21 protein-coding genes are annotated in these 22,588 nt (G+C 71.9%); 12 read left to right on the top strand and 9 right to left on the bottom strand.

Translation table 11 applies throughout. The features are described 5' to 3' along the window. The first annotated feature begins 134 nt into the window (after window positions 1-134). Window positions 135-1,019, top strand: coding sequence for a spermidine synthase (locus ABH928_RS19565; protein WP_370068121.1), 885 nt, complete (start codon window positions 135-137; stop codon window positions 1,017-1,019). 65 nt (window positions 1,020-1,084) lie between these two features. On the opposite strand, the gene ABH928_RS19560 is transcribed toward ABH928_RS19565, so the two are convergent. Next, window positions 1,085-1,753, bottom strand: coding sequence for an O-methyltransferase (locus ABH928_RS19560; RefSeq protein WP_370068119.1), 669 nt, complete (start codon window positions 1,751-1,753; stop codon window positions 1,085-1,087). Between the two features lie 63 nt (window positions 1,754-1,816). Between ABH928_RS19560 and ABH928_RS19555 the strand changes: the two genes are divergently transcribed. After that, on the top strand, window positions 1,817-2,389 hold the full coding sequence (locus ABH928_RS19555; RefSeq protein ID WP_370068117.1) for a nucleosidase: 573 nt from the start codon (window positions 1,817-1,819) through the stop codon (window positions 2,387-2,389). Between the two features lie 133 nt (window positions 2,390-2,522). Here ABH928_RS19555 and ABH928_RS19550 read toward each other — a convergent pair whose 3' ends face one another. Next, window positions 2,523-2,945, bottom strand: coding sequence for a nitroreductase family deazaflavin-dependent oxidoreductase (locus ABH928_RS19550; RefSeq protein WP_370068333.1), 423 nt, complete (start codon window positions 2,943-2,945; stop codon window positions 2,523-2,525). A 219-nt stretch (window positions 2,946-3,164) separates the two neighbouring features. Between ABH928_RS19550 and ABH928_RS19545 the strand changes: the two genes are divergently transcribed. Next, window positions 3,165-3,869, top strand: coding sequence for a TetR/AcrR family transcriptional regulator (locus ABH928_RS19545; protein ID WP_370068115.1), 705 nt, complete (start codon window positions 3,165-3,167; stop codon window positions 3,867-3,869). Window positions 3,870-3,937: 68 nt separating this feature from the next. Here ABH928_RS19545 and ABH928_RS19540 read toward each other — a convergent pair whose 3' ends face one another. After that, on the bottom strand, window positions 3,938-5,029 hold the full coding sequence (locus ABH928_RS19540) for an O-antigen ligase family protein (protein ID WP_370068113.1): 1,092 nt from the start codon (window positions 5,027-5,029) through the stop codon (window positions 3,938-3,940). Between the two features lie 152 nt (window positions 5,030-5,181). On the opposite strand from ABH928_RS19540, the gene ABH928_RS19535 reads away from it, so the two are divergent. Together ABH928_RS19535 and ABH928_RS19530 are read left to right on the top strand one after the other, a co-directional pair. Further along, window positions 5,182-5,706, top strand: coding sequence for an NUDIX domain-containing protein (locus ABH928_RS19535; protein ID WP_370068111.1), 525 nt, complete (start codon window positions 5,182-5,184; stop codon window positions 5,704-5,706). Further along, a complete protein-coding gene (locus ABH928_RS19530; protein ID WP_370068109.1) occupies window positions 5,703-6,752 on the top strand; it encodes an NAD-dependent epimerase/dehydratase family protein in 1,050 nt (349 codons plus the stop codon). Before ABH928_RS19535 ends, ABH928_RS19530 begins: the two co-directional genes overlap by 4 nt. A gap of 2 nt (window positions 6,753-6,754) precedes the next feature. Here ABH928_RS19530 and ABH928_RS19525 read toward each other — a convergent pair whose 3' ends face one another. Both ABH928_RS19525 and ABH928_RS19520 read right to left on the bottom strand, forming a co-directional pair. After that, entirely contained in the window at window positions 6,755-7,288 is a 534-nt protein-coding gene (locus ABH928_RS19525) for a PTS-dependent dihydroxyacetone kinase phosphotransferase subunit DhaM (RefSeq protein WP_370068107.1), read from the bottom strand. Between the two features lie 81 nt (window positions 7,289-7,369). Beyond that, window positions 7,370-8,185 (bottom strand): hypothetical protein, encoded by an 816-nt coding sequence (locus tag ABH928_RS19520; protein ID WP_370068105.1) that lies wholly within the window; start codon window positions 8,183-8,185, stop codon window positions 7,370-7,372. A 161-nt stretch (window positions 8,186-8,346) separates the two neighbouring features. Here ABH928_RS19520 and ABH928_RS19515 point away from each other — a divergent pair, with 161 nt between their 5' ends. After that, window positions 8,347-8,637: a hypothetical protein gene (locus ABH928_RS19515; RefSeq protein WP_370068103.1), complete on the top strand. Its 291-nt coding sequence runs from the start codon at window positions 8,347-8,349 to the stop codon at window positions 8,635-8,637. A gap of 97 nt (window positions 8,638-8,734) precedes the next feature. On the opposite strand, the gene ABH928_RS19510 is transcribed toward ABH928_RS19515, so the two are convergent. Together ABH928_RS19510 and ABH928_RS19505 are read right to left on the bottom strand one after the other, a co-directional pair. After that, window positions 8,735-9,934: a 2-dehydropantoate 2-reductase gene (locus tag ABH928_RS19510; protein WP_370068101.1), complete on the bottom strand. Its 1,200-nt coding sequence runs from the start codon at window positions 9,932-9,934 to the stop codon at window positions 8,735-8,737. Continuing rightward, the gene (locus tag ABH928_RS19505) at window positions 9,931-11,589 is read right to left on the bottom strand and encodes an FAD-binding dehydrogenase (RefSeq protein ID WP_370068099.1); all 1,659 of its coding nucleotides are present in this window, start codon (window positions 11,587-11,589) and stop codon (window positions 9,931-9,933) included. Before ABH928_RS19505 ends, ABH928_RS19510 begins: the two co-directional genes overlap by 4 nt. A gap of 166 nt (window positions 11,590-11,755) precedes the next feature. On the opposite strand from ABH928_RS19505, the gene ABH928_RS19500 reads away from it, so the two are divergent. The 3 genes from ABH928_RS19500 to ABH928_RS19490 all read left to right on the top strand — a co-directional run bounded on the left by ABH928_RS19500 (window position 11,756) and on the right by ABH928_RS19490 (window position 14,415). Then, window positions 11,756-12,934 carry an acyl-CoA dehydrogenase family protein gene (locus ABH928_RS19500; RefSeq protein WP_370068097.1) on the top strand — a complete coding sequence of 393 codons (1,179 nt, stop codon included), beginning with the start codon at window positions 11,756-11,758 and terminating at the stop codon, window positions 12,932-12,934. Window positions 12,935-13,136: 202 nt separating this feature from the next. After that, window positions 13,137-13,637, top strand: a complete 501-nt coding sequence (locus tag ABH928_RS19495; RefSeq protein ID WP_370068095.1) for a hypothetical protein — start codon at window positions 13,137-13,139, stop codon at window positions 13,635-13,637. Window positions 13,638-13,824: 187 nt separating this feature from the next. Next, complete coding sequence (locus ABH928_RS19490; protein WP_370068093.1) at window positions 13,825-14,415, top strand: HD family hydrolase; 591 nt, start codon at window positions 13,825-13,827, stop codon at window positions 14,413-14,415. Window positions 14,416-14,550: 135 nt separating this feature from the next. On the opposite strand, the gene ABH928_RS19485 is transcribed toward ABH928_RS19490, so the two are convergent. Beyond that, entirely contained in the window at window positions 14,551-16,596 is a 2,046-nt protein-coding gene (locus ABH928_RS19485; protein WP_370068331.1) for a putative Ig domain-containing protein, read from the bottom strand. A gap of 317 nt (window positions 16,597-16,913) precedes the next feature. Beyond that, window positions 16,914-18,338, bottom strand: coding sequence for a recombinase family protein (locus tag ABH928_RS19480; protein WP_370068091.1), 1,425 nt, complete (start codon window positions 18,336-18,338; stop codon window positions 16,914-16,916). A gap of 432 nt (window positions 18,339-18,770) precedes the next feature. On the opposite strand from ABH928_RS19480, the gene ABH928_RS19475 reads away from it, so the two are divergent. From ABH928_RS19475 to ABH928_RS19465, 3 genes are read left to right on the top strand one after another with little or no spacing between them, the layout of a single operon-like run. After that, the gene (locus ABH928_RS19475) at window positions 18,771-19,817 is read left to right on the top strand and encodes an iron ABC transporter substrate-binding protein (protein ID WP_370068089.1); all 1,047 of its coding nucleotides are present in this window, start codon (window positions 18,771-18,773) and stop codon (window positions 19,815-19,817) included. Further along, window positions 19,814-21,412, top strand: a complete 1,599-nt coding sequence (locus ABH928_RS19470; protein ID WP_370068087.1) for an ABC transporter permease — start codon at window positions 19,814-19,816, stop codon at window positions 21,410-21,412. The genes ABH928_RS19475 and ABH928_RS19470 overlap by 4 nt, the downstream gene beginning before the upstream one ends. Further along, on the top strand, window positions 21,409-22,524 hold the full coding sequence (locus ABH928_RS19465) for an ABC transporter ATP-binding protein (protein ID WP_370068085.1): 1,116 nt from the start codon (window positions 21,409-21,411) through the stop codon (window positions 22,522-22,524). The genes ABH928_RS19470 and ABH928_RS19465 overlap by 4 nt, the downstream gene beginning before the upstream one ends. Window positions 22,525-22,588: the final 64 nt, after the last annotated feature.

Here is a 22,588-nt window from a genome sequence, read left to right as displayed (position 1 = left end):
GGTGTGACTTTACGGTGCGACCTGCGGGTTCCGTGATCCGTGGACATCAGGTGGAGATCACGGGGAGAAGCCTGGAATTTCCGGTCCGGAGCCCCGGATTTCGGTCCTGGACGAACGGGGAAGAGAATGTGCGCATGACATTTCAGCCGCCCTTGCCGGACGATCGCCCGGACAACCGCCCCGACGACCATCCCGTCGTCCGGGAGGTGGATCTGGGCACGGCCCGGCTGCTGCCCGACGTGGACCGGCAGGGCGGCTGGCTGCTCACCATGGACGGCACGCCGCAGTCCTACGTCGACCTGACGGACCCGCAGTATCTGGAGTTCGAATACGTGCAGCGGCTGGCCCACGTGGCGGACCTCTGCGCGGACGAGGGCGCGCCCCTCGACGTCGTGCACCTGGGCGGCGGCGCGCTCACCCTGCCCCGCTACCTCGCCGCGACGCGTCCCGGCTCGCGGCAGCAGGTCGCCGAGCTCGACGCCGGGCTGATCGCGCTGGTCCGCGAGGCGCTGCCGTGGGGCGAGGGGCCGGAGCCCGCCGTCCACGCCGCCGACGCCCGCGCCTTCCTGGCGGCCTGTCCGCCCGACAGCGCCGACCTGCTGATCGCCGACGTCTTCGGCGGGCACACCATCCCGGCGGCGCTGACCTCCCTCGAGTTCGCCGCGATGGTCGCCCGCGTGCTGCGCGCCGACGGCGTCTACGCGGCGAACCTGGCGGACGGCGCGCCACTGGACTTCCTGCGCGGCCAGATCGCGACCGTCGGCACCGTGCTGCCGGAGCTGGCCCTGATCGCCGAGCCGTCCGTGCTGCGCGGGCGGCGCTACGGGAACGTGGTGCTGGTGGCCTCCCGCCGCCCGCTCCCGGTGGCCGGGCTGACCCGGCGCGCCGCCGGCGACCCCTTCCCGGCGCGGGTCGTCGCGGGGGAGGAGGCCGCCGCGCTGGCGGCGCGGGTGCGCCCGGTCACCGACGCGACGGCGGTGCCGTCCCCGCCCCCGCCGAACGGGGCCTTCTCGGTCTGAGCGGTCGTGCGCCGCGTGACCGGCAAGGGCTGAGGATGGCGACTGTTACGGCGACTGATACGGCGTCAGTCGACCACGCGGGCGAGGGCGAAGCCGTCCCAGCCCTTGGCGCCGACGGTCTGGATCGCCGTGCCGAGGAGCCGCGGCTCGCTCTCGATCAGCTCCAGCGTCGCCCGGGTGCCCTGGATGGCCTCGTCACCGTTCGGGTCGAGCACGCCGCCGTTGCGGATCACGTTGTCGACCACGATCAGCGCGCCGGGGCGGCACAGCCGCAGGGCCCAGCGGACGTAGTTCGGGTTGTTCTGCTTGTCCGCGTCGATGAAGGCCAGGTCGAACGGCTCGCGGCCTTCGAGCTCCAGCTGCGGCAGGGTGTCCAGCGCCTTGCCGACCCGGATCTCGACCCGGTCCGCCAGGCCCGCCGCGTCGATGTTGGCGGCGGCCACCTCGGCGTGGTGGGGGTCGTACTCCAGGGTGACCACCCGGCCGCCCTCGGCCAGTCCGCGGGCCAGGTTGATGGTGGAGAAGCCGCCGAGCGTGCCGATCTCCAGAACGCGGCGGGCGCCCTGGAGCTCCGCCAGTAGCCGCAGCAGCCGTCCGGCCGGGGCGGAGACCTCGATGTGGGGGAGTCCGGCGGCGGCGCTCGCCTTGAGCGCGTTGTCGAGTGCGGGGTCGAGCAGGTCGAGCGTCGAGGTGAGGTAGGCGTCGACAGCAGTCCAGTTCTCATGGGTGCTCATGACGCCAAAGTAACCGCAGAAGGCCTTGTCCGAGGGCATTTCCCGGCTGGTTAGCATGGCTCCATGCGCCTCATCGGAGATCTTGACCCGACCCGTCCGCTTCTTGTCATCGCTGTCGCGGAGGAAGCGGCCCACCTCTCCACCGACCTTCCGGTGCTGTTGACCGGGATGGGCAAGGTGAACGCGGCCATGGCGGTGGCTGCGGTGCTGGCCCGCGGCCCGCGTCCGACGTCTGTGGTCAACCTGGGCACGGCCGGGGCGCTGAAGCCGGGCCTGGCCGGGACGCACGAGGTGAGCGCGGTGCTCCAGCACGACCTCGACTCCGAAGTGCTTGCGGGCCTGACCGGGGTCAACTTCGGGCTGCCCATCGGCCTCAGCGGCCGGGGGCCGGTCCTCGCCACCGGAGACCTCTTCGTCGCGGACGAGGACGCGCGCATGCGGCTGGCCGAGCGGGCGGACCTGGTCGACATGGAGGGTTACGCCGTCGCCTCGGCGGTACGTCAGGCCGGGCTGCCGGTGCGGCTGGTGAAGCACGTCAGCGACGAGGCGGGCGAGGGCGCGGCGCAGAGCTGGAAGGAAGCCGTCGACGGCTGCGCGCAGGAGCTGGCCCGCTGGGTGGGCGAGAACCTCGGCTGAGTTGCTGAGTTGCTGAATAGCTGAGTTGCTGAGTTGCTGAACAGGGGAACAGCGCACCTGAGCCCGCGGCCTGCGGTCGGCAGGCGGCGGGCTCAGTGCTGCGGGGACTTCCGTGGGTGCTGTCTCGGCGCTCTCACGCGGCGGTGATCCGGAAGACCGGGAATCCGGGGGCGATGCGCTCGATGTCCTCCTGCGGGGAGTCGGCCTTGACGTCGCCGAAGAAGTAGCCGACCTCCCAGGCCCAGCGCCGCAGGTACTCGCGGAGGATGGCCGGCTTCTCCTCGTCCGGGACCTCGGCCGCGGTGAAGGCCTCGGCCTTCTTGCCCAGGCGCAGCTCGCCGCCGCCGACGGCGCGCATGTTGCGGACCCACTGGGTGTGGCCGCGCGGCGCGACGAGGTAGCGCTCGCCGTCCAGGGTGAGCAGGTTGACGGGGGTGGTGCGCCACTCGCCGCTCTTCCGGCCGCGGACGGCCAGGATGCGGGAGTCGAGGACGCTGATGCCCGCCTGGGTCAGCCAGATCATGAGCTGGCGGGTGATCCGGTCGATGGTGACCATGACCGGGCCCTGCGGGGTGATCAGTCGGGTGGATGCGCTCTGGCTCATCTTGCCTGCTCCTTCGGCCCTGGCACAGCTGATGTCCTTTGCGAGAGCACTGCTCTCGCGTTATGTCTCGACTATTGCGCGATCGGTGCGCTCTGTCAAGAGCAGTGCTCTCGAAACAGTCTGTTGCATGCATCTAGGTTCGCTGCTCTTGTCTGTGGCATCCTGTTCGACATGCCGACAGTGATCCGTACCGCTCGAGAGAGAGCCCGCGAGGAGCTGACCCGCGAGATCAAGCAGGAGGCCCGACGTCAGCTCGCGGAGGAGGGTGCGCAGCGCCTGTCCCTGCGCGCCGTCGCCCGTGAGCTGGGCATGGCCTCGTCCGCGCTGTACCGGTACTTCCCGAGCCGCGACGAACTGCTCACCGCGCTGATCGTGGACGCCTACAACGCGCTCGGCGAACGCGCCGAGCACGCGGTCGCGACGGCTCCGGCGAACGACGACCGGGCCCGCTGGCGCGCGCTCTGCCACAGCGTCCGCGCCTGGGCCGTGGCGCACCCGCACGAGTACGCGCTGCTCTACGGCACCCCGGTCCCCGGCTATGCGGCCCCGGCCGACACGGTGGCCCCGGCGTCGCGGGTCTCGCTGGCCATAATCTCGGTGCTGCGCGGAGCCGCGGACCGCATCGAACCGGCGGCCGCCGCCCGCCCGCTGGAGGGCGTCTTCGCCGAGCAGGTCGCGGCACTGGGGGCGGAGGTCGCGCCGGAGCTCACCCCGGTCGTGGTCAGCCGGGCGCTGGTGGCCTGGACCCAGCTCTTCGGCATGATCGGCTTCGAGCTCTTTGGCCATCTGGTCGGGACGGTTGAGCCCGCGGACGGCTTCTTCGCCCACACCGTCGACACGATGGCCGACTTCCTCGGGCTTCCTGACGGTTCGTAGGGTGCCAACCGGTCCGAACCTACAGCAGTGCTGGTTCGTGACGGTCGGTCGGCGTCGGCCGGTATCGGTCAGCCGGGACCGTGTTCCCGCTGGACGCGAGGCATGGGACGCGCGGCGGTCATCCCCAGCAGCAGGCCGCCGCCGACCACCACCCAGGCCACGCTCAGCACCGAGGCGACGGTGGCCTGCACGCCCAGCGCGGCCATCGCCCCGGCGGCACTGAGCACCGCCGCCGTGGGTCGCGGGGAACGCGCCAGCGTCCACAGCGTCCAGCCGAAGGCCGCGCCCAGCAACAGTAGTCCGGGCAGGCCCTGTTCGGCCGCGGTCTGCAGCGCGGACGAGGAGGCGCCGGTCGGTTCCGTCGACTCCAGCGCCGTCGGGCTGACGTCGGTGAACCGGCCGGGACCAACGCCGCGCAACGGCTGCTGGTCGAACTCCTCTACCGCGTCCCGCCACAGCGCGAGGCGCTGCGCCGAGACCTGCGTCACCGGCCCGTCGGCGAGTGGCGACGGGCCGGTGACGGTGGCTCCGCTGTGCTGTGCCAGCAGCACGGTCGCGCCCAGCGTCAGCAGGACGCAGAGGGAGAGCAGCGCCAGAGCCGGGACACGTCGGCGCACGCGGTGCACCGCGACCGCGACCACGAGCGTGCCGCCGCAGGCGATCGGTCCCAGCATCGAGTCCGTGGTCAGCGACTCGGCCACCAGCAGCGCCGCCAACGCGCCGCAGCCGCGCGCGGCCCAGCGCAGGCCGTGCGCCTGGGCCGCGTAGCCGGCGCAGCAGGCCGCGCCGACGGCCAGGGCGAGCAGCGCGGCCAGGGCGTCGTCGTTGTGCAGGTGCGCACCCGTCCAGGGGGCGAGCGCGGCGGCCGAGCCGGCAGCGACGAGTGGCGCCCCGACCGGCAGCACCGCGCCCGCGATCCGGCCGGTCGCGTAACCGGCAGCGATCGCCAGCAGACCCAGCAGGGTCCCCTCCGGCTGCGCGTCCCGCCCGCTGGAGCTGTAGACGGCCCAGCACGCACAGGCGGCCAGCAGCAGCACCCCGGCCACGTCGCACGCGGTCCCGCCGCGAGGGCCCGGGGCGCCCCGCCTTGCTCCGCCCGCGACCTCCCCGTCGGCGCTCCACGCCGCAGATCCGCTGCCGGGCACGCCGGTGTGCGCCATCGGCGTCCCCCCTCGCACGACTGTGTGCTGCCCGGCGGCTCCACGGTAGCCCCGCGATTGGCCGAATGTGCCCTCGCTGCACGGAGTTGTTCGAACGTTCGGCCGCCGGTGAGATCCCGGGCCGAGCGGGCGCCACGATCTAGGCTGGCGCCATGCCAGTACCTGAGTTCGTACGCGAGCTACGCGCGCACATCGGCCATGGTCCGCTCTGGATGACCGGCGTCACCGCCGTGATCCTCGACGGGGAGGGCCGGGTGCTGCTCACCCACCGCTCGGACAACCGACGTTGGGCGCTGGTCGCGGGGATCGTCGAACCGGGGGAGGAGCCCGCGGACGCCGCGGTGCGGGAGGCGTGGGAGGAGGTCGGCCTGCGGGTCCTGCCGGAGCGGCTGGCCGGCGTCGGCGTCGATCCGCCCGCGGTCTATCCGAACGGCGACCAGGTGCAGTACCTGAACCTCACCTTCCGCTGCCGGGTGCTCAGCGGCGAGGCGCGGGTCAACGACGACGAGTCGCTCGCTGTCCGCTGGTTCGCGGTGGACGAGCTGCCCGCCGAGGTCGGAGCGCACCAGCGTCAGCACCTGGCCTGGGCGCTCGAGGACGAGGAGCGCACCCGGTTTTCGCTGAAAGCGAGCACCCATGGCGCGGCGGACGATCACGACGCAGGGTCGGGGGCATGAGACTTCTGATCCTCGGCGGTACCGAGTTCGTCGGCCGTGCCGTCACCGACGACGCGCTGGCCCGTGGTTGGGAGGTGACGGTCTTCCACCGCGGGACGCACCGGCCGCCGGACGGCGCCCGGGAGCTGCGCGGCGACCGGCTCGCGCCGGGTGGTCTGGCCGCGCTGGAGGAGCTGGCGGACGGCGAGCGCTGGGACGCGGTCGTCGACACCTGGTCGGCCGCGCCCGTCGCGGTCCGCGACGCGGTGCAGGTGCTGGCGGAGCGAGCCGACCGCTACGCCTACGTCTCCAGCGGCTCCGTCTACACCTACCCGAATCCGGCGGGCAGTGACGAGAGTTGGCCGCTCGTCGACGCCTCGCCGGACGCGGCGGTGGCGCCCTACCCGGAGGCGAAGCGCGGCGGCGAGCTGGCCGTCCTGGACGCGTTCGGCGAGCGGGCGCTGCTGGGCCGGGCCGGACTGATCCTCGGCCCGCGCGAGAACGTCGGCCGACTCACCTGGTGGCTGGACCGGATCGCGCGCGGCGGCACCGTCCTCGCGCCTGGTCCGCGTGACCTCCCGCTCCAGTACATCGACGCGCGGGACCTGGCGGCTTTCCTGCTCGACGGGTTGGCCGCGGGTCTGGGCGGCGCGTACAACCTGATCGCCCCGCCCGGCTTCACCACCATGGGTGAGCTGCTGGAGAGCTGTCGCCGCGTCACCGGTTCGGAGGCGCGGCTGCGCTGGACCGACCCGGAGACGATCCTGGCCGCAGGTATCGAGGGCTGGACCGAGCTGCCGATCTGGATCGAGCCCGGCGAGGACCACGCGACCATGCACGGCACCGACGTCCGTAAGGCGCTCGCCGCCGGGCTGCGGCTGCGCCCTGTCGCCGAGACGGTCGCCGACACCTGGGCCTGGCTGCAGTCGGTCGGCGGGTCGGCCCCGAAGCGCCCGGGGAGCTCGGCGGTCGGCCTCGACCCGGCCCGTGAGGCGACGTTCCTGGCCGGACTCGACGGTGACGCCGCGTCAGCCAGCTGGCCAGCGCGGGCGTCCGAGGAGACCTGAGGTCAGATCGGGGGTCGGTGGTGGTCGTTGGTCTTGCGGACCCGGTAGGCGTCCTCGGCCGCCTCGACCACCGCTGCCAGGTCACCACCGGCCGCCGCTGTCGCGACGGCGGGAACCGCACCCTCGACCAACGGCGCGTCGCAGAACCGGATCGGGAACGGCAGTGCCAGCTCCTCCGCCCGCTCCAGCAGGGCGGCCAACTCGTGCGCCGTCTCCTCCAGATCGCAGAGCAGCGCCACGCCCACGCCCTCGTCGACCTGCCGCGTGGCCGCGACCACGGCCTCGGCGTCGCGGCCGACCGCCGCGACCGGTGCCGGTGCGGTGCCGGTCAGCAGTCCGACCGCGAGGTTCAGCGTTGCCTGGGCCAGCGCGCGGCTGTGCGAGACCAGCACGATCCCGACCCGGTCGTACTCGGCGGGCGGAAGCATCCGGAGGGGAGCCCGCGCGTCCGCGTCCGCGTCGTCCCGGGCGGCCGGGTGCAGGGGCAGGACATCGGCGTTCGCCCTGTCGGGCGGCTGATCCGGCCCGGCGCTCACGTTCACGCTCCACCTCCGGCGATCAGCGTAGGACGCGGGGGCGGGTTCTGCCGGGATGACACAGGTGGCGGGGCTCCGGTGCTACAGCTGGTGCAGTGTCCAGCCGCGTCCGGAGGGGTCGAGCGGGCGGGTGGCCTCGGCGAAGAGCTCGGCGGCGCGGCGGTAGGACAGGCGTCCGCGGCCGGTCAGCGGGCAGCGGTCCTCCGTCGGCGTGGCGGCCGGGGCGCGCCGTTGGGTCAGGAAGACCGGCCCGGAGGTGCGGCTGATCAGCAGCAGGGAGAGCAGGCGACCGGTCGCCTCGCCCCAGTGCAGCTGCGGCAGGCCACCTCGGTGGGCGCGGACGTGGGCGCGGACGTGCGTGCGGCGGTGGGGGCGGTCCAGGTCGCCGATGTCGAGCGCCAGGACGTGTTCGGCGCTGCCGCCGCTGTCGTGGAGCAGGTGCCAGAGCGCCTGGTCGCGCAGAGTGGCACGGAGGCCCAGCACGGCGTTGAGTTGACCATCCGTCAGTGTCGGTCTCGGCTCGGCTTTCGGGGCAGCAGGCGCGACGGCCGCGCCGTGCGGTTCCGGCAAAGGCCCGGCGTCGAGCCAGCCCTGGGCGCGCCACCACGTCACTGCGCTGCGCAGGGTGGACAGTTCACGCTGCCGCGTCCGCGGGTTCCGTGCCGCGAGGGCGGCTTCGACGCGTGCCGCCTGCCCCGGATCGTCCAGCGCGGAGAGCAGCACGACCGGAGGCCGTGCGCCGCGCCGGTCCGCGCCACTGGGTGGGGCCTCACCCACCAGCGTCCACGCCCAGCGCGTCAACGCGATCCGGTAGACGCGGCGGGACGACTCCGTCAGCGGCGCGCTCGCGAGGTAGCGCTCGACGGCGACGGCGAACTCGACCGGCTGGGCAGCCATCGTCCCCTCTTCCGTCTCTTTCGTCACGGGTATTCGCTGCCGCAGTAAATACAGGTATTTACTGCGGCAGATCATGCTTCGGGAAAGAATAGGCGAGATTTCTCGGGAAAAACAGGGAAAGGCCTTGAGTGGGCCCGCCGTGGTGTCGCATTCTCGACGTCATGGCACTTGGCATCGGCGGCCGTCAGGGCCGGCGTCTGCGTTCGTCCGGCCCTGACGGCGACTCGCTCGGCCGCGATTTCCGGAATTACCTGTACGCACAGGTGGCCTCGCAGACCGGAACCCAGATGGCGTCACTCGCCATTTCCTTCGCCGTGCTCGCCGCAGGGGGCGGCGGCAGCGGGCTCGGGCTGGTGATGGGCGCGCGGATCCTCCCGCGCACTGCGCTCGTAGCGGCGCTGCCCGCCGTGCGGGGGGCCGACGTTGCTCCAGCAGATGGTTGCACTCTTTAGGGCGCGGGGAACTGCGCGAGTGACCACCCTGTGCGGTGGGTCGCTGAACGAGCAGTGTCATCCGCACCGGGTGGTACTCGCGCAGTTCCCCGCGCGCCTAGGTAGTGCAGCTGGTCGTCGCAGCCCTCAACTCTGCCAGCAACTCAGGCCCGGACCAGGCGCGGGCCTGCCCCGCAGGGGCACCCTCGGCCTCGTGGACCAGGGCCGCCAGGCGCGCGTTCGCCGGTGCGGTCAGCCCGTGCTGCTGGGCCAGCGCGACGACCTCGCCCTGCAGGGAGTCGACCTCGGTCGGTCGGCCGCGCTGCAGGTCCTCCCACATCGAGGAGCGCGCCTTCTCGTCGATGGCCAGCATCTTGGCGGCGGCCCGGGTGAACAGGGCGTCCGGCAGCCGCAGCAGAACCGGCGTCAGCGATGGCCGCACCGCGCCCAGTTGGGCCGGACGGATCCCGGCCGCACGAAAGGCGGCCAGCGCCTCGGTCTGGGCCAGGGCCAGACACGCGCGGTAGGCGCGCTCGCTGAGCTCCGCGCGCAGCGGGATGCCGGAGAGCGCGTTGACTGCGTTGTTGAGATTCATCAGCAGCTTGGCGTACTGCACCTCGCGCATGTCGGCACGCGGCTGGACGTGCAGCCCGGCCAGCGTCAGGGCGCCGACCAGCGGACTGCCTGCCGGTGTGTCGTCCAACATCAGCGCGCCGCCGGTGCCCTGGTGGAAGCTGCCGGGTTCGGTCTGGAGGATGTTGTAGGGGACCATCCCGGTCAGTACCGTCTGCTCCGGCAGCTCCTCGCGCAGCACGTCGGCGTTGCGCAGGCCGTTCTGGAAGCTGACCACGACCGTGCCCCGGGTTGGATGCGCAGCCAGGTGCGGTGCCAACTGCCGTGCGGCCTCGCGGGTTCCGTCGGACTTGACGGTCATCAGCACCACGTCCGCCCCGGCGGCGGCGCTCGCGTCGGTCGCCGTGCGGAACGCGTCGGCGGCGACCCGGCGCGGCGGGCGGCGGGAGCTGGTCAGGGTGAGCCCGCGTTCGGCGAGGAGCGCCATGGCCGCCGGGCGGCCGATTAGGGTCACCTCGACGCCGTCCACGGTGCTGAGGCTCCCGCCCAGGTGACAGCCGATGCTGCCCGCGCCCATGACCGCGACGCGCAGCGGGCCGTCGACCACGCCGCCGGTCGCGCCGCGCGCCGTGGGGCCCGTGCCCGTCGTCCCGTCCGTCATGGTCTCCTTCTCCGTCTCTTCGAACCTCGTGTTGTCGGACCGGGTGCCCTCGGATCGTCCCGGCTGCGTCGCGTCGTCCGTCATGACCGGACCGCCTCCGCTGCCGCGCGGCCCGCCGCCCGTCCGGAGAAGAGGCAGCCGCCCAGGAAGGTGCCTTCCAGCGCGCGGTACCCGTGCATCCCGCCGCCGCCGAAGCCCGCGACCTCACCCGCCGCGTAGAGGCCGGGGATCGGCGCGCCGTCCACGCCCAACACCCGGCTCTCCAGATCGGTCTGCAGGCCGCCGAGCGTCTTGCGCGTCAGCACGTGCAGCTTGACCGCGATCAGCGGTCCGGCCTTGGGGTCGAGCAGCCGGTGCGGCCGGGCGACCCGGATCAGCCGGTCGCCACGATAGGCGCGGGCCGAGCGGAGCGCCGCGATCTGCAGGTCCTTGGTGAAGGCGTTGTCGATCTCCCGGTCCCGGGCCACGACCTGACGCTGGATCGCCTCGAAGGAGAGCAGCGGCTCGTCGGTCAGCCGGTTCATGCCCTGGACCAGGTCGGCGAGGTTGTCCGCCACGACGAAGTCGGCGCCCTGCCGCTTGAACGCCTCGACCGGCGCGGGCGCGCCGCCGCCGAGCCGGGCGGCCAGCACCTGGCGCAGGTCCTTGCTGGTCAGGTCGGGGTTCTGCTCGGACCCCGAGAGCGCGAACTCCTTCTCGATGATCTTCTGGGTCAGCACGAACCACGAGTGGTTGTGCCCGGTCGTGCGCAGGTGCGCCAGCGTGCCGAGGGTGTCGAAGCCGGGGAAGAGCGGCACCGGAAGCCGGCTGCCCGTCGCGTCCAGCCAGAGCGAGGAGGGGCCGGGCAGGATCCGGATGCCGTGGCCCGGCCAGATCGGGGCGTAGTTGGTGATGCCCTCGACGTAGTGCCACATCCGGTCGCGGTTGACCAGCCGTGCGCCCGCCGCCTGGCTGATCGCGAGCATCCGTCCGTCGACGTACGCGGGCACGCCCGTCAGCATGTGCGCGGGCGGAGTGCCCAGCCGTTCGGGCCAGTTGGCGCGGACCAGATCGTGGTTGGCGCCGATGCCGCCGGAGGTGACGATCACTGACTCGGCCCGGTACTCGAACTCGCCGACCGCGTCGCGGTTGGACGCCTCGCCGCGCGCCGTCGCGCTGGGCGCGAGGACCGTGCCGCGCACCCCCTCGACGCCGCTCGCGCCGGTCAGCAGCTCGTCGACCTGATGCCGGAAGGCGAAGGTCACCAGCCCGCTCGCGGCGGCGTCCTGGACACGTCGGACGAAGGGCTCGACGACTCCGGGCCCGGTGCCCCAGGTGATGTGGAAACGCGGCACGGAGTTGCCGTGGCCGAGCGCGTCGTAGCCGCCGCGTTCCGCCCAGCCGACGACCGGGAACATCTTCACGCCACGCTCGCGCAGCCAGGCGCGCTTCTCCCCGGCGGCGAACTCGACGTAGGCGCGGGCCCAGCGGCGGGCCCAGGAGTCCTCGTCCTCGCGGTCGAAACCGGCCGTGCCCTGCCAGTCCTGCCAGGCCAGTTCGAGGGAGTCGCGGACGCCCATCCGGCGCTGCTCGGGGGAGTCGACCAGGAAGAGTCCGCCGAAGGACCAGAACGCCTGACCGCCCAGGTTGGCCTGGTTCTCCTGGTCGACCAGCAGCACCCGGCGCCCGGCGGCGACCAGCTCGCAGGTGGCTGTCAGCCCGGCCAGCCCGGCCCCGACGACGATGACGTCCGCGTCCACGGTGGTGCTCCTCGCTGCTGCGCTGTTCCTGCGGCGGAGATCCGTCTGTTGGCCTGCACCCTACCGGCGAGTCGGCTGCCGCGACTCTTCCGAGTTTGTGGAACACGTTCTAGTCTGCGCCGTGCAGCGAACGTGCCGTGAGCCGTGACCGCAGAGGGAGAGTGTCGTGCACCTGGACCACACGCCGGAGCAGCAGCGGCTCCGCGCCGAACTGCGTGCCTACTTCGCCGACCTGATGCCGCCCGAGGCGCACGGCCGACTCAACGACCCCCGGCAGCAGAAGAGGTTCTACCGGGACACCAACCGCCGCCTCGGCGCCGACGGCTGGCTCGGCGTGGGCTGGCCGGTCGAGTACGGCGGGCGCGGGCTGAGCGCGTTCGAGCAGTTCATCTTCTTCGACGAGGCCGCGCAGGCGGGCGTCCCGCTGCCGATCATGGCGCTGAACACGGTCGGTCCGTCGATCATGAAGTTCGGCACCGAGCAGCAGAAGTCCTTCTTCCTGCCGAAGATCCTGGCCGGTGAGATCGACATCGCCATCGGCTACTCCGAACCGGACGCGGGCACCGACCTGGCCGCGCTGAAGACCCGCGCGGTCCGCGAGGGCGACGAGTACGTCGTCAACGGGCAGAAGATCTGGACCACCAACGGCGACACCGCCGACTGGGTCTGGCTGGCCACCCGCACCGACCCGGACGCCCCGCCGCACAAGGGCATCACCATGCTGATGGTCGACACCACCGACCCGGGCTACACCACCACCGTCATCCGTACGCTGGCCGGGCACGACACCACGGCCAGCTACTACCAGGACATCCGCGTCCCGGTCTCGATGCGCGTCGGCGAGGAGAACGCCGGCTGGCGGCTGATCACCAACCAGCTCAACCACGAGCGGGTGACCCTGGCCGCCCACGCCACCATGGCGAACCGCGCCCTGGCCGAGGTGCAGCAGTGGGCCCGCGAGACCGAACTCGCGGGCGGCAAACGGGTCATCGACCTGCCCTGGGTCCGCCAGCGCCTCTCCCGCACCCACAGCCGCCTCGACGCGGTCAAGCTGCTCAACTGGCAGATGGTGGACGCCGTCCACCGCAACGTGCTGACCCCGCAGGACGCCTCGGCCGTCAAGGTCTACGGCAGCGAGGCACGCCGCGACGCCTACGCCTGGCTGCTGGAGGTCGTCGGCGCGGCGGGCCCGCTCAAGGAGGGCTCTGCGGGCGAGGTCCTGCGCAGCAACCTGGAACGCGGCTACCGCAGCGCGGTCATCTTCACCTTCGGCGGCGGCAACAACGAGATCCAGCGCGAGATCATCAGCTGGATCGGCCTCGGCATGCCGCGCGTGCGGCGCTGAACTCGTGTGACTCGGCACTGTATTTGTCGCCTAATGAGGATAGTTGAGACCTGGTGACAGGATCGGACTGAGCCCCTGAGCCGGGACAAGCCAGTTGGCACCGGGCCTCGCCTGTTGGAACCGCGGGGTCTCGGCTTCGCGGTCTGCTGTGTGCGTGAGGTGATGATCCGGTTGTCGGTGGTCACGTCTATGGTGTCGGGCCATGGGGTTCTCGGGATCATTCATCGTCGCGCGTGCTGATCGGCCCGTGACGGAGCTGGCGGCGCTGAGATCGTCGCCCTGTGTCGCGGTCTGGTGGGCGCGGGACAACGGTTGGCAGATCCTGCAAGCACTCCCGGGAGGGGACCCTGACCCATCGATCGTTGGTGAGACGGCGGCTCCGGTGCTGGTCTGTCATGTGGTCGACAGCGACTTCGTCACCGTGCAGGCAGCCAGCCCCAGCGGCCTGTCATGGCAATCCGCGTTGTCTCCGGTCATGGCGCGGGACTACGGCTTCCCCGAGGAGTGGATCGGCGATCCGGACAAAGTAGCTGAGCATGCAGTTGCCTGGGCTCGGGAAGCTGGGCTCGACCCGACCCCGATGGAGGTGAGAGCTGCCCTGGACGCGGAGTGTGATCCGCTGGCGGAGGACTTGGTGTTCCAGCTCGCCCATGCCTTGGGGTTCCGGTTTGACGACGGGGCGAGTCTGCCGCGGGTGCCCTGATGAGACCGCGACCGCCGACCGCGCCGGCCTCCTCGGTGACCCAGCCAGCAGCACCGCGCTGCTACGCGAGCGCCTGGAGATCCTGTTGGATGGAGCCCAGGTCTCGGCGCGGTCCCGCCGGGAACTCGATGCGATCCGATATGCGGTCCGCCTGGCAGCCGGCTGACCGCCCCAGGGAAGGCAGCACATGGCCGACGACGATCTGACCGCGGTGGCTCACTTCCTCTTCGAGGCCGGCACCCTCAAGCAGGCCCGCCGCACCGGCTGGTGGATGGCCGGAGTCCGCGACCCCGAAAGCGTCGCCGAACACTCGTGGCGCACTTCCCTCATCGCCTCCGTCATCGCCCAACTTGAAGGCGCCGACCCCGCCAAAGCGGCCCTCCTTGCGGTCTGGCACGACTCCCAGGAATCACGCACCGGAGACGTCAACTACCTCGGCCGTAAGTACTCCGGCCAAGCCGACCCCCGCGCCGTCACCGCCGACCAGACCCTCGGCATGCCCGAACCCCTGGCCAACGCCATCTGCTCCGTCGTCGCCGAGTACGAAGACAAGGAATCACCTGAAGCGTCGTGCGCCCGCGACGCCGACAAGCTCGAATGCCTCCTCCAGGGCATCGAGTACCGCGCTCAGGGCCACGCCAACGCCCAACGCTGGATCGACAACAGTCGCGCCCGCCTCACCACCAAAACCGGTATCGCCCTCGCCGACGCCCTACTCGCCACCGACTCCCTCGACTGGCTCCGCACCGCCCTCGGCGAGACCCCCACCAACCAGTAAGCCGCAGCCGTCAGCCCGGGTTGCCGTCAACGTTGCGGTCAGAAACTGCTGGGGCCCCCTGCCCTGTGGCAGGAGGCCCCGTTGCTCAGGTGGTGCCGGTGGTGCCGATGGTGCGGGTGACGCCGGTGCTTCGGGTCAGGAGGCGTTGAGTGCCGTGTCGTCGACCACGAAGCTGGTCTGCGCCCCGGACTTCTCCACGCCGGTGAACTTCAGGGTGACGGTCTGCCCGGCGTAGCTGGTGAGGTTGAACGAGTACTGGTTGTACCCGCTGCTCGCGTTCAGGTTGGAGTAGGTCCCCAGCGTGCTGAGCACGGTGCCGGAGCTGTTGAGGGCCTGGACCTTGAGTGTGTCGACGGCGGTGGTGCTGGTCTTGCCGGTGTCGACGTGCAGCCAGAAGGAGAAGGCGGCACTGCAGCCGGACGGGACGGCAACCGTCTGGGCGAGGGTGTCTGTGTGGGCGGCGCCGTAACCGTCCAGCCACGCGTCCCAGTTGCCGGAGTGGGCGGGCTCGGAGACGGTGTCGTTGTTCAGCACGCCCGCCGTCATGGTCCACGGCGTGGCTGCGCCGGTCTCGAAGCCGGGGTTGCCCAGCTTCTGGCCCGGGTTGGCGCAGCCGCCGCCACCGGTGGTGGAGCTGACGGTCCAGCTGAAGGAGGTGGTGCCGGATGCGCCGGTGCTGTCGGTGGCGGTGACCGTGACGTTGAAGGTACCGGCGGTGGTCGGGGTGCCGGAGATCAGACCCGAGGATGAGATCGACAGACCCGCCGGAAGCCCGGTCGCGCTGTAACTCAGGCTCGCACCACCCGAGTCGGAGCCGCTGATCTGCAGCGACGCGGCGGTGCCGACCGTCGACGTCTGGCTGCCCGGGTTCGTCACCGAGACCGTGTTGCCGGTCGACGAGCCGCTCTGGAAGGCGGCGGTGCCGTTCGGGGTACCCCAGCCGGTCGGGCCGTCGTAGCCGGCCTCGGCGGTGCACAGGTACGCCGGGGAGCAGCTGGCCGTGGAGCCGGTGGTGACGTCGTTGAGCGAAGAGGTGTGCTGGTACGGGTACTTCGCCGGGTAGTCGCTCGCCCCCGGGTTGCCGGCGAGGGCGTAGACGGAGGCGATGATCGGGGAGGCGACGGAGGTGCCGCCGTAGACGTTCCACCCGCCGTTGTTGTTGTAGGTGTCGTAGACGGCGACGCCGGTGGCTGGGTCGGCGACCGCGGACACGTCGGCGACGGTGCGCTTGGAGCAGCCTGTGTCGGTCTGCCAGCTGGGCTTGGGGTCGTCGGCCGAGCAGCCGGACCCGGCGCCCTCGGTCGAGGAGGTGGACCAGACGGACTCGGTCCAGCCGCGCGAGTTGGAGGCGGTGGACAGCGAGGTGCCGCCGACGGCGGTGACGTACTGCGAGGCGGCCGGGTACTCGACGCCGTAGCCGCTGTCACCGGAGGAGACGGTCACCGCGACACCGGGGTGGTCGTAGTACTCGGTGTCGTAGGTCGAGTCGGTGGAGGACTCGCTGCCGCCGTAGCTGTTGGAGACGAACTTCGCCCCGGCGTTGACGGCCGCGTTCACCGCCGCACCGAGGTCGTCGTTGCTGTCGGAGTTGGCCTCGACCAGGTCGATGTGGCAGTTGGGGCAGATCGCCGAGACCATGTCGATGTCGAGGGCCTCCTCACCCGTCCAGTCGTCGCTGGACGGGGCGGGTGAGGGCAGCGGGCTGGCCTGCCCGTTCTGGTTGAGCTTGGTGAAGCAGCCGCTGTCGCAGGCGGGCAGCCCGTACTGGCTGCGGTAGATGTCCAGGTCGCTCTGCGCGCTCGGGTAGTCGAAGGCGTCGATCAGCGCGACGGTCTCTCCGCTGCCCTTGGACGCGGCCGCCGAGGCGAGGTTGTAGGCCGACCGCAGGTCGGTGGGGCCGTAGCCGGACACCGTCGCCAGCGGCGAGGCGTTCGCGTGTGAGGCCTGCGGATGGACGTCGGTGCGCTTGAGCGCCAGGCAACTCGAGTAGCCCACGGGCTCCTGCGGGCACTGGCGGTGGATCGTGACGGAGCTGCTCGCGGACGCGGCAGGCGCGGCGGTCGCCGCCTGCGCGGGCGTGATCGCCGCGAGGCCGAAGAAGCCGACGGTGACGGCGGTGACGGACGCGGCCACGGTGCGGCCGAGCGCGCTGGTACGGCGCGCGATTCTGGGGGTACGCAGGGGACGCAACCCACCCTCCCTGAGGGACGAGGGGAAGGCACGCAGAACTGACGCAACGTCAGAACACAGTGCCATTCCGGATCAGGAAACGCAGTGCATGTGCTGACGACACGTCGGGGCACCTGGCGAGACGGTTCGATCGCCAGTTGACACCCTGCATCGTGGTGGTCTTGCTGCTACGTGAGAGTAGGGCTGACGCGTACACACTGAACAGAGGATCGGGCGGAAAACTTCTGGAAACCCTCTGAACTGATGGATGCCTGAGAAGAAACTGAGAAGTTCCTGGTAAGGGCCTTGGGATTTCCGGGTGTTGGACCTCAGTCGGGATGCCGGAGGATCAGCACGCGAGCGGGGTCGAACACGCTGCGCGGGCCCGTCACCGGGCCGATGTCGATGTGCGCGATCAGGAAGCGGCGGACGTCGTCACGCCGCGAGGCGGACAACCGGCGCCAGTTCCGGCGTGCGTGACGGCCCGTCAACTCCGGGTCGACGGCGTCCGGAACGCGCACCGCCACCATGCGGTTCTCCTCGCGGATCCGGGCCGCGAGTGCCGCGTGCTCGCGGCTCGTGTGGGACTGGGGCGACGGCAGTTCGGCGAGCCTGGCCTGGTCGTGGTCGCGGCCCTCCGCGGTCTTCGGATCGAGTACCGCGACGGGCGGCGTCCCTCCGGACAGTCGCGTGTTCTCCAGGACGAACAGGACGCGCTCGTCGACCAGTTCCTCCAGCCGGGTCGCGCTGACGTAGCGGTGGCAGGGTTCGCTCTCGCTGGTGCTGCGGCCGATGCACCCGTACATGGGGTAGCCGTTCTTGGTCTCCCCGACCATCCGCCGACCGCAGCGACCGCAGCGCACCAGGCCGGTCAGGCGGTAGTGCCGCTCCGGGCGGCGTTCGGCGCGGGTGGCGAACTGCGCGTGGCGGCGCAGCTCCTGGGCTGCCTCCCACTGGGAGAGGCTGACGCACGGCTCCCAGTGTCCCGGCACGTATGCGCCGCCTTCGTCGCGAAGCGCCTCGCCCTGCTGGACCTGGAGCGCGGCGTACCGGGGGGCGTCGATGATCCGCGCGACCTTGGTGGATGTCCACCGTCCCCCGGCGGCGGTGGATATGCGTGCGGTGGTGAGCTCGCGGGCGATCCAGGACAGTGAACGGTCCGTCAGGTACCAGTGGTAGATCCGGGCGACGACGGCCGCCTCGTCCGGGACGAGCTCGTATCCGGCCTGCGTGTAGCCGAAGGCCCGGCGTCCGCCGCCGTGCGGCCGTCCCTCGGCGGCGGCCTGGGACTGTGCGGTCCGGGTCGTTCCGGAGGCGCCCTCCCGGCGGCGGCACTGTTCCTGCGTCCGTTCCCGGAGTGCGCTGCGGGCGCCGGGCGCGTTGAGGTCCGCCGGCTGCTCGGGGTCCAGCAGGGTCAGTCCGCGCCGCTCGGCGAGGGTCAACAGTGCGGCCAGGTCCCAGGGGCGGAACCGTTCGAGCTCGTCGATCCCGGCAAGCACGACGTGTGTCACCGGGCCGGCCGCCAGGTCCCGGAGCAGTGCGTCCCAGCCGGGGCGTCGGCCGGTGCGCGTCCAGCTCGTCGCCAGAGGGTCGATGAAGACGCGCCAGGGTGCGACGTGGACGCCATGACGGTCCGCCAACTCACGGCACCGAGCCTCGCGCTGGTCCACGCCCGCCTGTCGGGGCGAACGCCGGTGCGCCACGCGGCAGTACACCGCGGCCTCCCCGGCCTGGGCGGAGCCGCCGCCTCCCATGTCCCCCCCAGAGTCGTGCGAAAGATTCCGAGACCTGTGGACGTCTACTCGGTGCGTCCACGGTGGAACCGATCGTTCCTCTGAGTTTCTTCTGAGTCAACGCCATCGTTGCATTTCACAGCTTCTCCCGATGTGGCAGGCGCGCTTCGCAAGTGGGGAGTGTGGGTTACGAAATGGTCACACCGGCACAGGAAAAGCCGGAATAAATGCGGCTAGAACGGACATAGTGCCACGGCCTCGCGCATGGGGAGGGTGGGGTGCGGGTAGCGATTGCCCGGGCGGCAACTAAGGTAAGCCTTGCCTACTGGGTCGGTGCGAGGGTGTGCCCCGGCCCGAGCGGCAGCCTGGACCGCGCCCACTGGCGGCCCAGGTGCTTCTTCCCATGTCGGAGGTTGTGCGGTGTTCGTCGGTGTTCGGTCCATGAAGCGGTCGGTGTTCACGACTGCCGTCACGTCCCTCGCGGGCCTCTGCGTGCTCTCCCTGAGCGCCTGCGGCAGCTCGGGCGCGTCCTCGGTGTCCTCCTCGGCCTCCGGCGGCTCCCTGGCAGGGCAGACGATCACCGTCTACAGCGGGCAGCACGAGCAGACCATGGACGCCCTGGTGAAGGGCTTCACCGCGCACACCGGCGTCAAGGTGCAGCTGCGCTCCGGCGACGAGGCCGAGCTGGCACAGCAGTTGCTGGTCGAGGGCGCCGCCTCCCCGGCCGACGTCTTCGTCTCGGAGAACCCGCCCACGCTCACCACCCTGGAGGAGAAGGGCAGCCTGGCCAAGGTCGACGCCTCGACGCTCGGCGCCGTGCCCGCCGCGGACAGTTCGGCCAAGGGCGACTGGGTCGGCCTCTCCGCGCGCTCGGCGGTGTTCGTCTACAACACCGGCAAGTTGACCGCCGCCCAGGCCCCGACCTCGGTCACCGCCCTCGCCTCGGCGTTCTGGCAGGGCAAGCTCGGCATCGCACCGTCCGAGACCGACTTCACCCCGATCGTCACCCGCATGATCCAGATGAAGGGCCTGGCCGCCACCACGTCGTGGCTCAAGGCACTCAAGGCCAACGGGAAGGTCTACGACTCCAACGAGGACCTGGTCGCGGCCGTGAACCGGGGTGAGGTCGCGGGCGGCGTCATCGACCACTACTACTGGTACCGGCTCCGCGACGAGCAGGGCGCGTCCAGCATCCACAGCGCCCTGGCCTACTTCGCCCCCGGCGACCCCGGCTCGCTGGTCGACGTCTCCGGCGCGGGCGTGCTGGCGTCCAGTCACCACCAGGCGGCGGCCCAGGCCTTCCTCACCTACCTGGTGAGCAAGCCCGCCCAGCAGATCATCGCCACCTCCGAGAGCTACGAGTACCCGCTGCTCCCCGGCGTGACCGACACCCGCCTCGCCCGGACCCTGCAGCAGGCAGGCCCGGTCGACTCCGCCGCCCAACTCGGCGACGGCTCCCAGGCGATCCAGCTCATGCAGAGCCTGGGCCTGCTCTCGTGACGCTCACGTCCACCCCGTCACCCGCCGTCCGTCCGCCGCGTCCCCCGCGGCGGATCCGGACGGCGGGTTCCGGCGTTCTCGCCCTGGTGGCGATCGTGGTGACGCTCCTGGTCGCCAGCCCGCTGGTGTTCGTCGCGCTGGAGGCGTCCCAGTCGGGCTGGGGCACCGTCCAGCGCCTGCTCGGCCGCCCGCTGATCGCCACCCTCTTCTGGCACACCGCCGTGCTGACCGCGATCGTCACCGTCGGCGCCCTGGTGCTGGGCTTCGGCGCGGCCTGGCTGGTCGAACGCACCGACCTGCCGCTGCGGCGGACCTGGACGGTGCTGGTCGCGATGCCACTGGCGATCCCCGAGTTCGTCCACGGCTACTGCTGGGTCTCGCTCTTCCCGTCCGTCCAGGGACTCTGGGGCGCGGCGCTGGTGATGACCTCCTCGCTCTACCCGCTGGTCTTCCTGCCCGTCGCCGCCGTGCTGCGCCGCAGCGACGCCAGTGCGGAGGAGGTCGCCCGCAGCCTGGGCAAGGGCCGGCTGACCGTGCTCTGGCGGGTCACCCTGCCGCAGACCCGCCCGGCCCTGGCCGGCGGCGCGTTGCTGGTCGCGCTCTACCTGCTCGGCGAGTACGGCGCGTTCGCGATGCTGCGGTACGACACCTTCGCCACCGCCATCTACACCCAGTTCGAGACCGCCTTCGACACGGTCTCGGCCTCCGTCCTCTCGCTGATCCTGATCGCGCTCGCGCTGGTCGTGGTGCTGCTGCAGAACCGGATCGGACGGCAGCGCGGCCGGGTGGTCCGCGAGGGCAACGCGACCCGCCCCGCCACACCCGTCGCGCTGGCAGGCGCGAAGCCGCTGGCGTTGCTGGCGATGGCGGCCCTGGTCGGCGTCGCGGTCGGCGTGCCCGTCTACGCGCTCGGCTACTGGCTGGTCAAGGGCGGTTCCACCACGCTGCCCTCGGCCGAGATCTGGTCCCTCACCGCGACCACGCTCGGCTACGCGCTGGCCGCCGCGGCCATCGCCACCGCCGCCGCGGTCCCGGTCGCGCTCTACGCCTGGCGGCGCGACACCCGCCTGGCGCGGGCCGTCGAGCAGACCGCCTACCTCACCCGCGCGTTGCCCGGGATCGCGGTCGCGCTGGCGGTCGTCTTCTTCGCCATCCGCTACGCCCAGCCGTTCTACGAGCAGCCCCCGCTGCTGGTCGCCGGGTATGTGGCGCTCTTCTTCCCGCTCGCGCTGACGGCGGTCCGCTCCTCGCTGGCGCAGGTGCCGCACGGTGTCGAGGACGTGGCCCGCTCGCTCGGCACCGCGCCGCTGGCGGTCCTGGCCCGGGTGACGCTGCCGCTGATCCTGCCCGGCCTCGGCGCGGCCTTCGCCATGGTCGCGCTCACCGCCAGCACCGAACTGACGGCGACGCTGCTGCTGCGGCCCACCGGCACGGACACCCTGGCCACCCAGTTCTGGACCTACACCACCGGACTGGCCTGGGGCGCCGCCGCACCCTACGCGGCCGTGATGACCGCGCTCTCCGTACCCGCCGTGCTCCTGCTGACCCGCCGCACCCTCGGTGGGGCCCGAACCGCGAAAGAGGCTGCGCGATGAGCGGCTTGACCGTCACTGATCTGCACGCGCGGCACGGGCGGGCCGACGTGCTGACCGGCCTCGACCTCACCGTCGGCGACGGCGAACTGGCCGCCGTGCTCGGCCCGTCCGGTTGCGGCAAGAGCACCCTGCTGCGGATCGTGGCCGGCTTCCACGCCGCCGCGTCCGGGACCGTCGCGGTCGGTGGCCGGGTGCTGGACGACGGACGGGCCCGGGTCCGCGCCGAGCAGCGCCGGATCGGCTACGTCCCCCAGGACGGCGCGCTCTTCCCGCATCTGACAGCGGCGGGCAACATCGGCTTCGGACTGCCGCGCGCCGAGCGCAAGGCCCGGGTGGCGGAACTCCTCGACCTGGTCGGGCTGGGCGGCCTCGGCGACCGGCACCCGCACCAGCTCTCCGGCGGCCAGCAGCAGCGCGTGGCGCTCGCCCGCGCGCTCGCGCCCCGCCCCGACCTGCTGCTGCTCGACGAGCCCTTCTCCGCACTCGACGCCCAACTCCGCATCGAGCTGCGCGCGGAGGTCGCGGCGGCCCTGCGCAGCGCCGGGGCCACCGCCGTCCTGGTCACCCACGACGTCGACGAGGCACTGGCCTTCGCCGACATTGTCGCCGTCATGCGCGACGGTCGGATCACCCAGGCCGACGCCCCGGACACGCTCTTCCACCGCCCGGTCGACACCCACGTCGCCCGCGCCCTCGGCGAGGCCAACCTGCTCCCCGCCGTTTGCGCCGACGGCGAGGCGCGGACGGGTCTCGGCGCGCTGCCGCTGAGCGAGCCGCTGCTCATGACCGAGGCGCTGACCTCGTCCGGCAGCGGGACCGTGTTGCTTCGGCCGAGGCAGCTGCGCCTCGGGGACGAAGGCATGCGCGCCACGGTCACCGCCGTGCACTTCCGCGGCCACGACCACCGCGTCGAGCTCAGCTGCGCGGGGGAGGACGGGCGGCAGGAGCGGCTCGTCGCCTACACCGACACCACCCCTCCCGGGCCCGGCAGCTCCGTCGGCGTCACGGTCGTCGGTGCGGCGCACGCACTGAGCCCGGCTGGAGAGGCGGCTGCGGCCCCCGCACCTGAGACCGAGACGGTGCCCGAGCGCACCGTGGCGAAGGCGCACTGACGATCAGTCAGATCAGCCTGGCTGCCACCCACCTCGCCCGCCCGGCGTGGTTGCGCCGGGCGGG

It is taken from the genome of Streptacidiphilus sp. MAP5-3 (genome assembly GCF_041262505.1).
GTDB lineage: Bacteria > Actinomycetota > Actinomycetes > Streptomycetales > Streptomycetaceae > Streptacidiphilus.
Note: the sequence above shows the minus strand (reverse complement) of the source record. Positions and strands in the feature narration are given on the sequence as shown.

Excerpts from the sequence above, each read along its gene's own strand:
- ABH928_RS19565 (WP_370068121.1), top strand. The coding sequence starts at position 135 with ATGACATTTCAGCCGCCCTTGCCGGACGATCGCCCGGACAACCGCCCC.
- ABH928_RS19560 (WP_370068119.1), bottom strand. The coding sequence starts at position 1,753 with ATGAGCACCCATGAGAACTGGACTGCTGTCGACGCCTACCTCACCTCG.
- ABH928_RS19555 (WP_370068117.1), top strand. The coding sequence starts at position 1,817 with ATGCGCCTCATCGGAGATCTTGACCCGACCCGTCCGCTTCTTGTCATC.
- ABH928_RS19550 (WP_370068333.1), bottom strand. The coding sequence starts at position 2,945 with ATGGTCACCATCGACCGGATCACCCGCCAGCTCATGATCTGGCTGACC.
- ABH928_RS19545 (WP_370068115.1), top strand. The coding sequence starts at position 3,165 with ATGCCGACAGTGATCCGTACCGCTCGAGAGAGAGCCCGCGAGGAGCTG.
- ABH928_RS19540 (WP_370068113.1), bottom strand. The coding sequence starts at position 5,029 with ATGGCGCACACCGGCGTGCCCGGCAGCGGATCTGCGGCGTGGAGCGCC.
- ABH928_RS19535 (WP_370068111.1), top strand. The coding sequence starts at position 5,182 with ATGCCAGTACCTGAGTTCGTACGCGAGCTACGCGCGCACATCGGCCAT.
- ABH928_RS19530 (WP_370068109.1), top strand. The coding sequence starts at position 5,703 with ATGAGACTTCTGATCCTCGGCGGTACCGAGTTCGTCGGCCGTGCCGTC.
- ABH928_RS19520 (WP_370068105.1), bottom strand. The coding sequence starts at position 8,185 with ATGGCTGCCCAGCCGGTCGAGTTCGCCGTCGCCGTCGAGCGCTACCTC.
- ABH928_RS19515 (WP_370068103.1), top strand. The coding sequence starts at position 8,347 with ATGGCACTTGGCATCGGCGGCCGTCAGGGCCGGCGTCTGCGTTCGTCC.
- ABH928_RS19510 (WP_370068101.1), bottom strand. The coding sequence starts at position 9,934 with ATGACGGACGACGCGACGCAGCCGGGACGATCCGAGGGCACCCGGTCC.
- ABH928_RS19495 (WP_370068095.1), top strand. The coding sequence starts at position 13,137 with ATGGGGTTCTCGGGATCATTCATCGTCGCGCGTGCTGATCGGCCCGTG.
- ABH928_RS19490 (WP_370068093.1), top strand. The coding sequence starts at position 13,825 with ATGGCCGACGACGATCTGACCGCGGTGGCTCACTTCCTCTTCGAGGCC.
- ABH928_RS19480 (WP_370068091.1), bottom strand. The coding sequence starts at position 18,338 with ATGGGAGGCGGCGGCTCCGCCCAGGCCGGGGAGGCCGCGGTGTACTGC.
- ABH928_RS19465 (WP_370068085.1), top strand. The coding sequence starts at position 21,409 with ATGAGCGGCTTGACCGTCACTGATCTGCACGCGCGGCACGGGCGGGCC.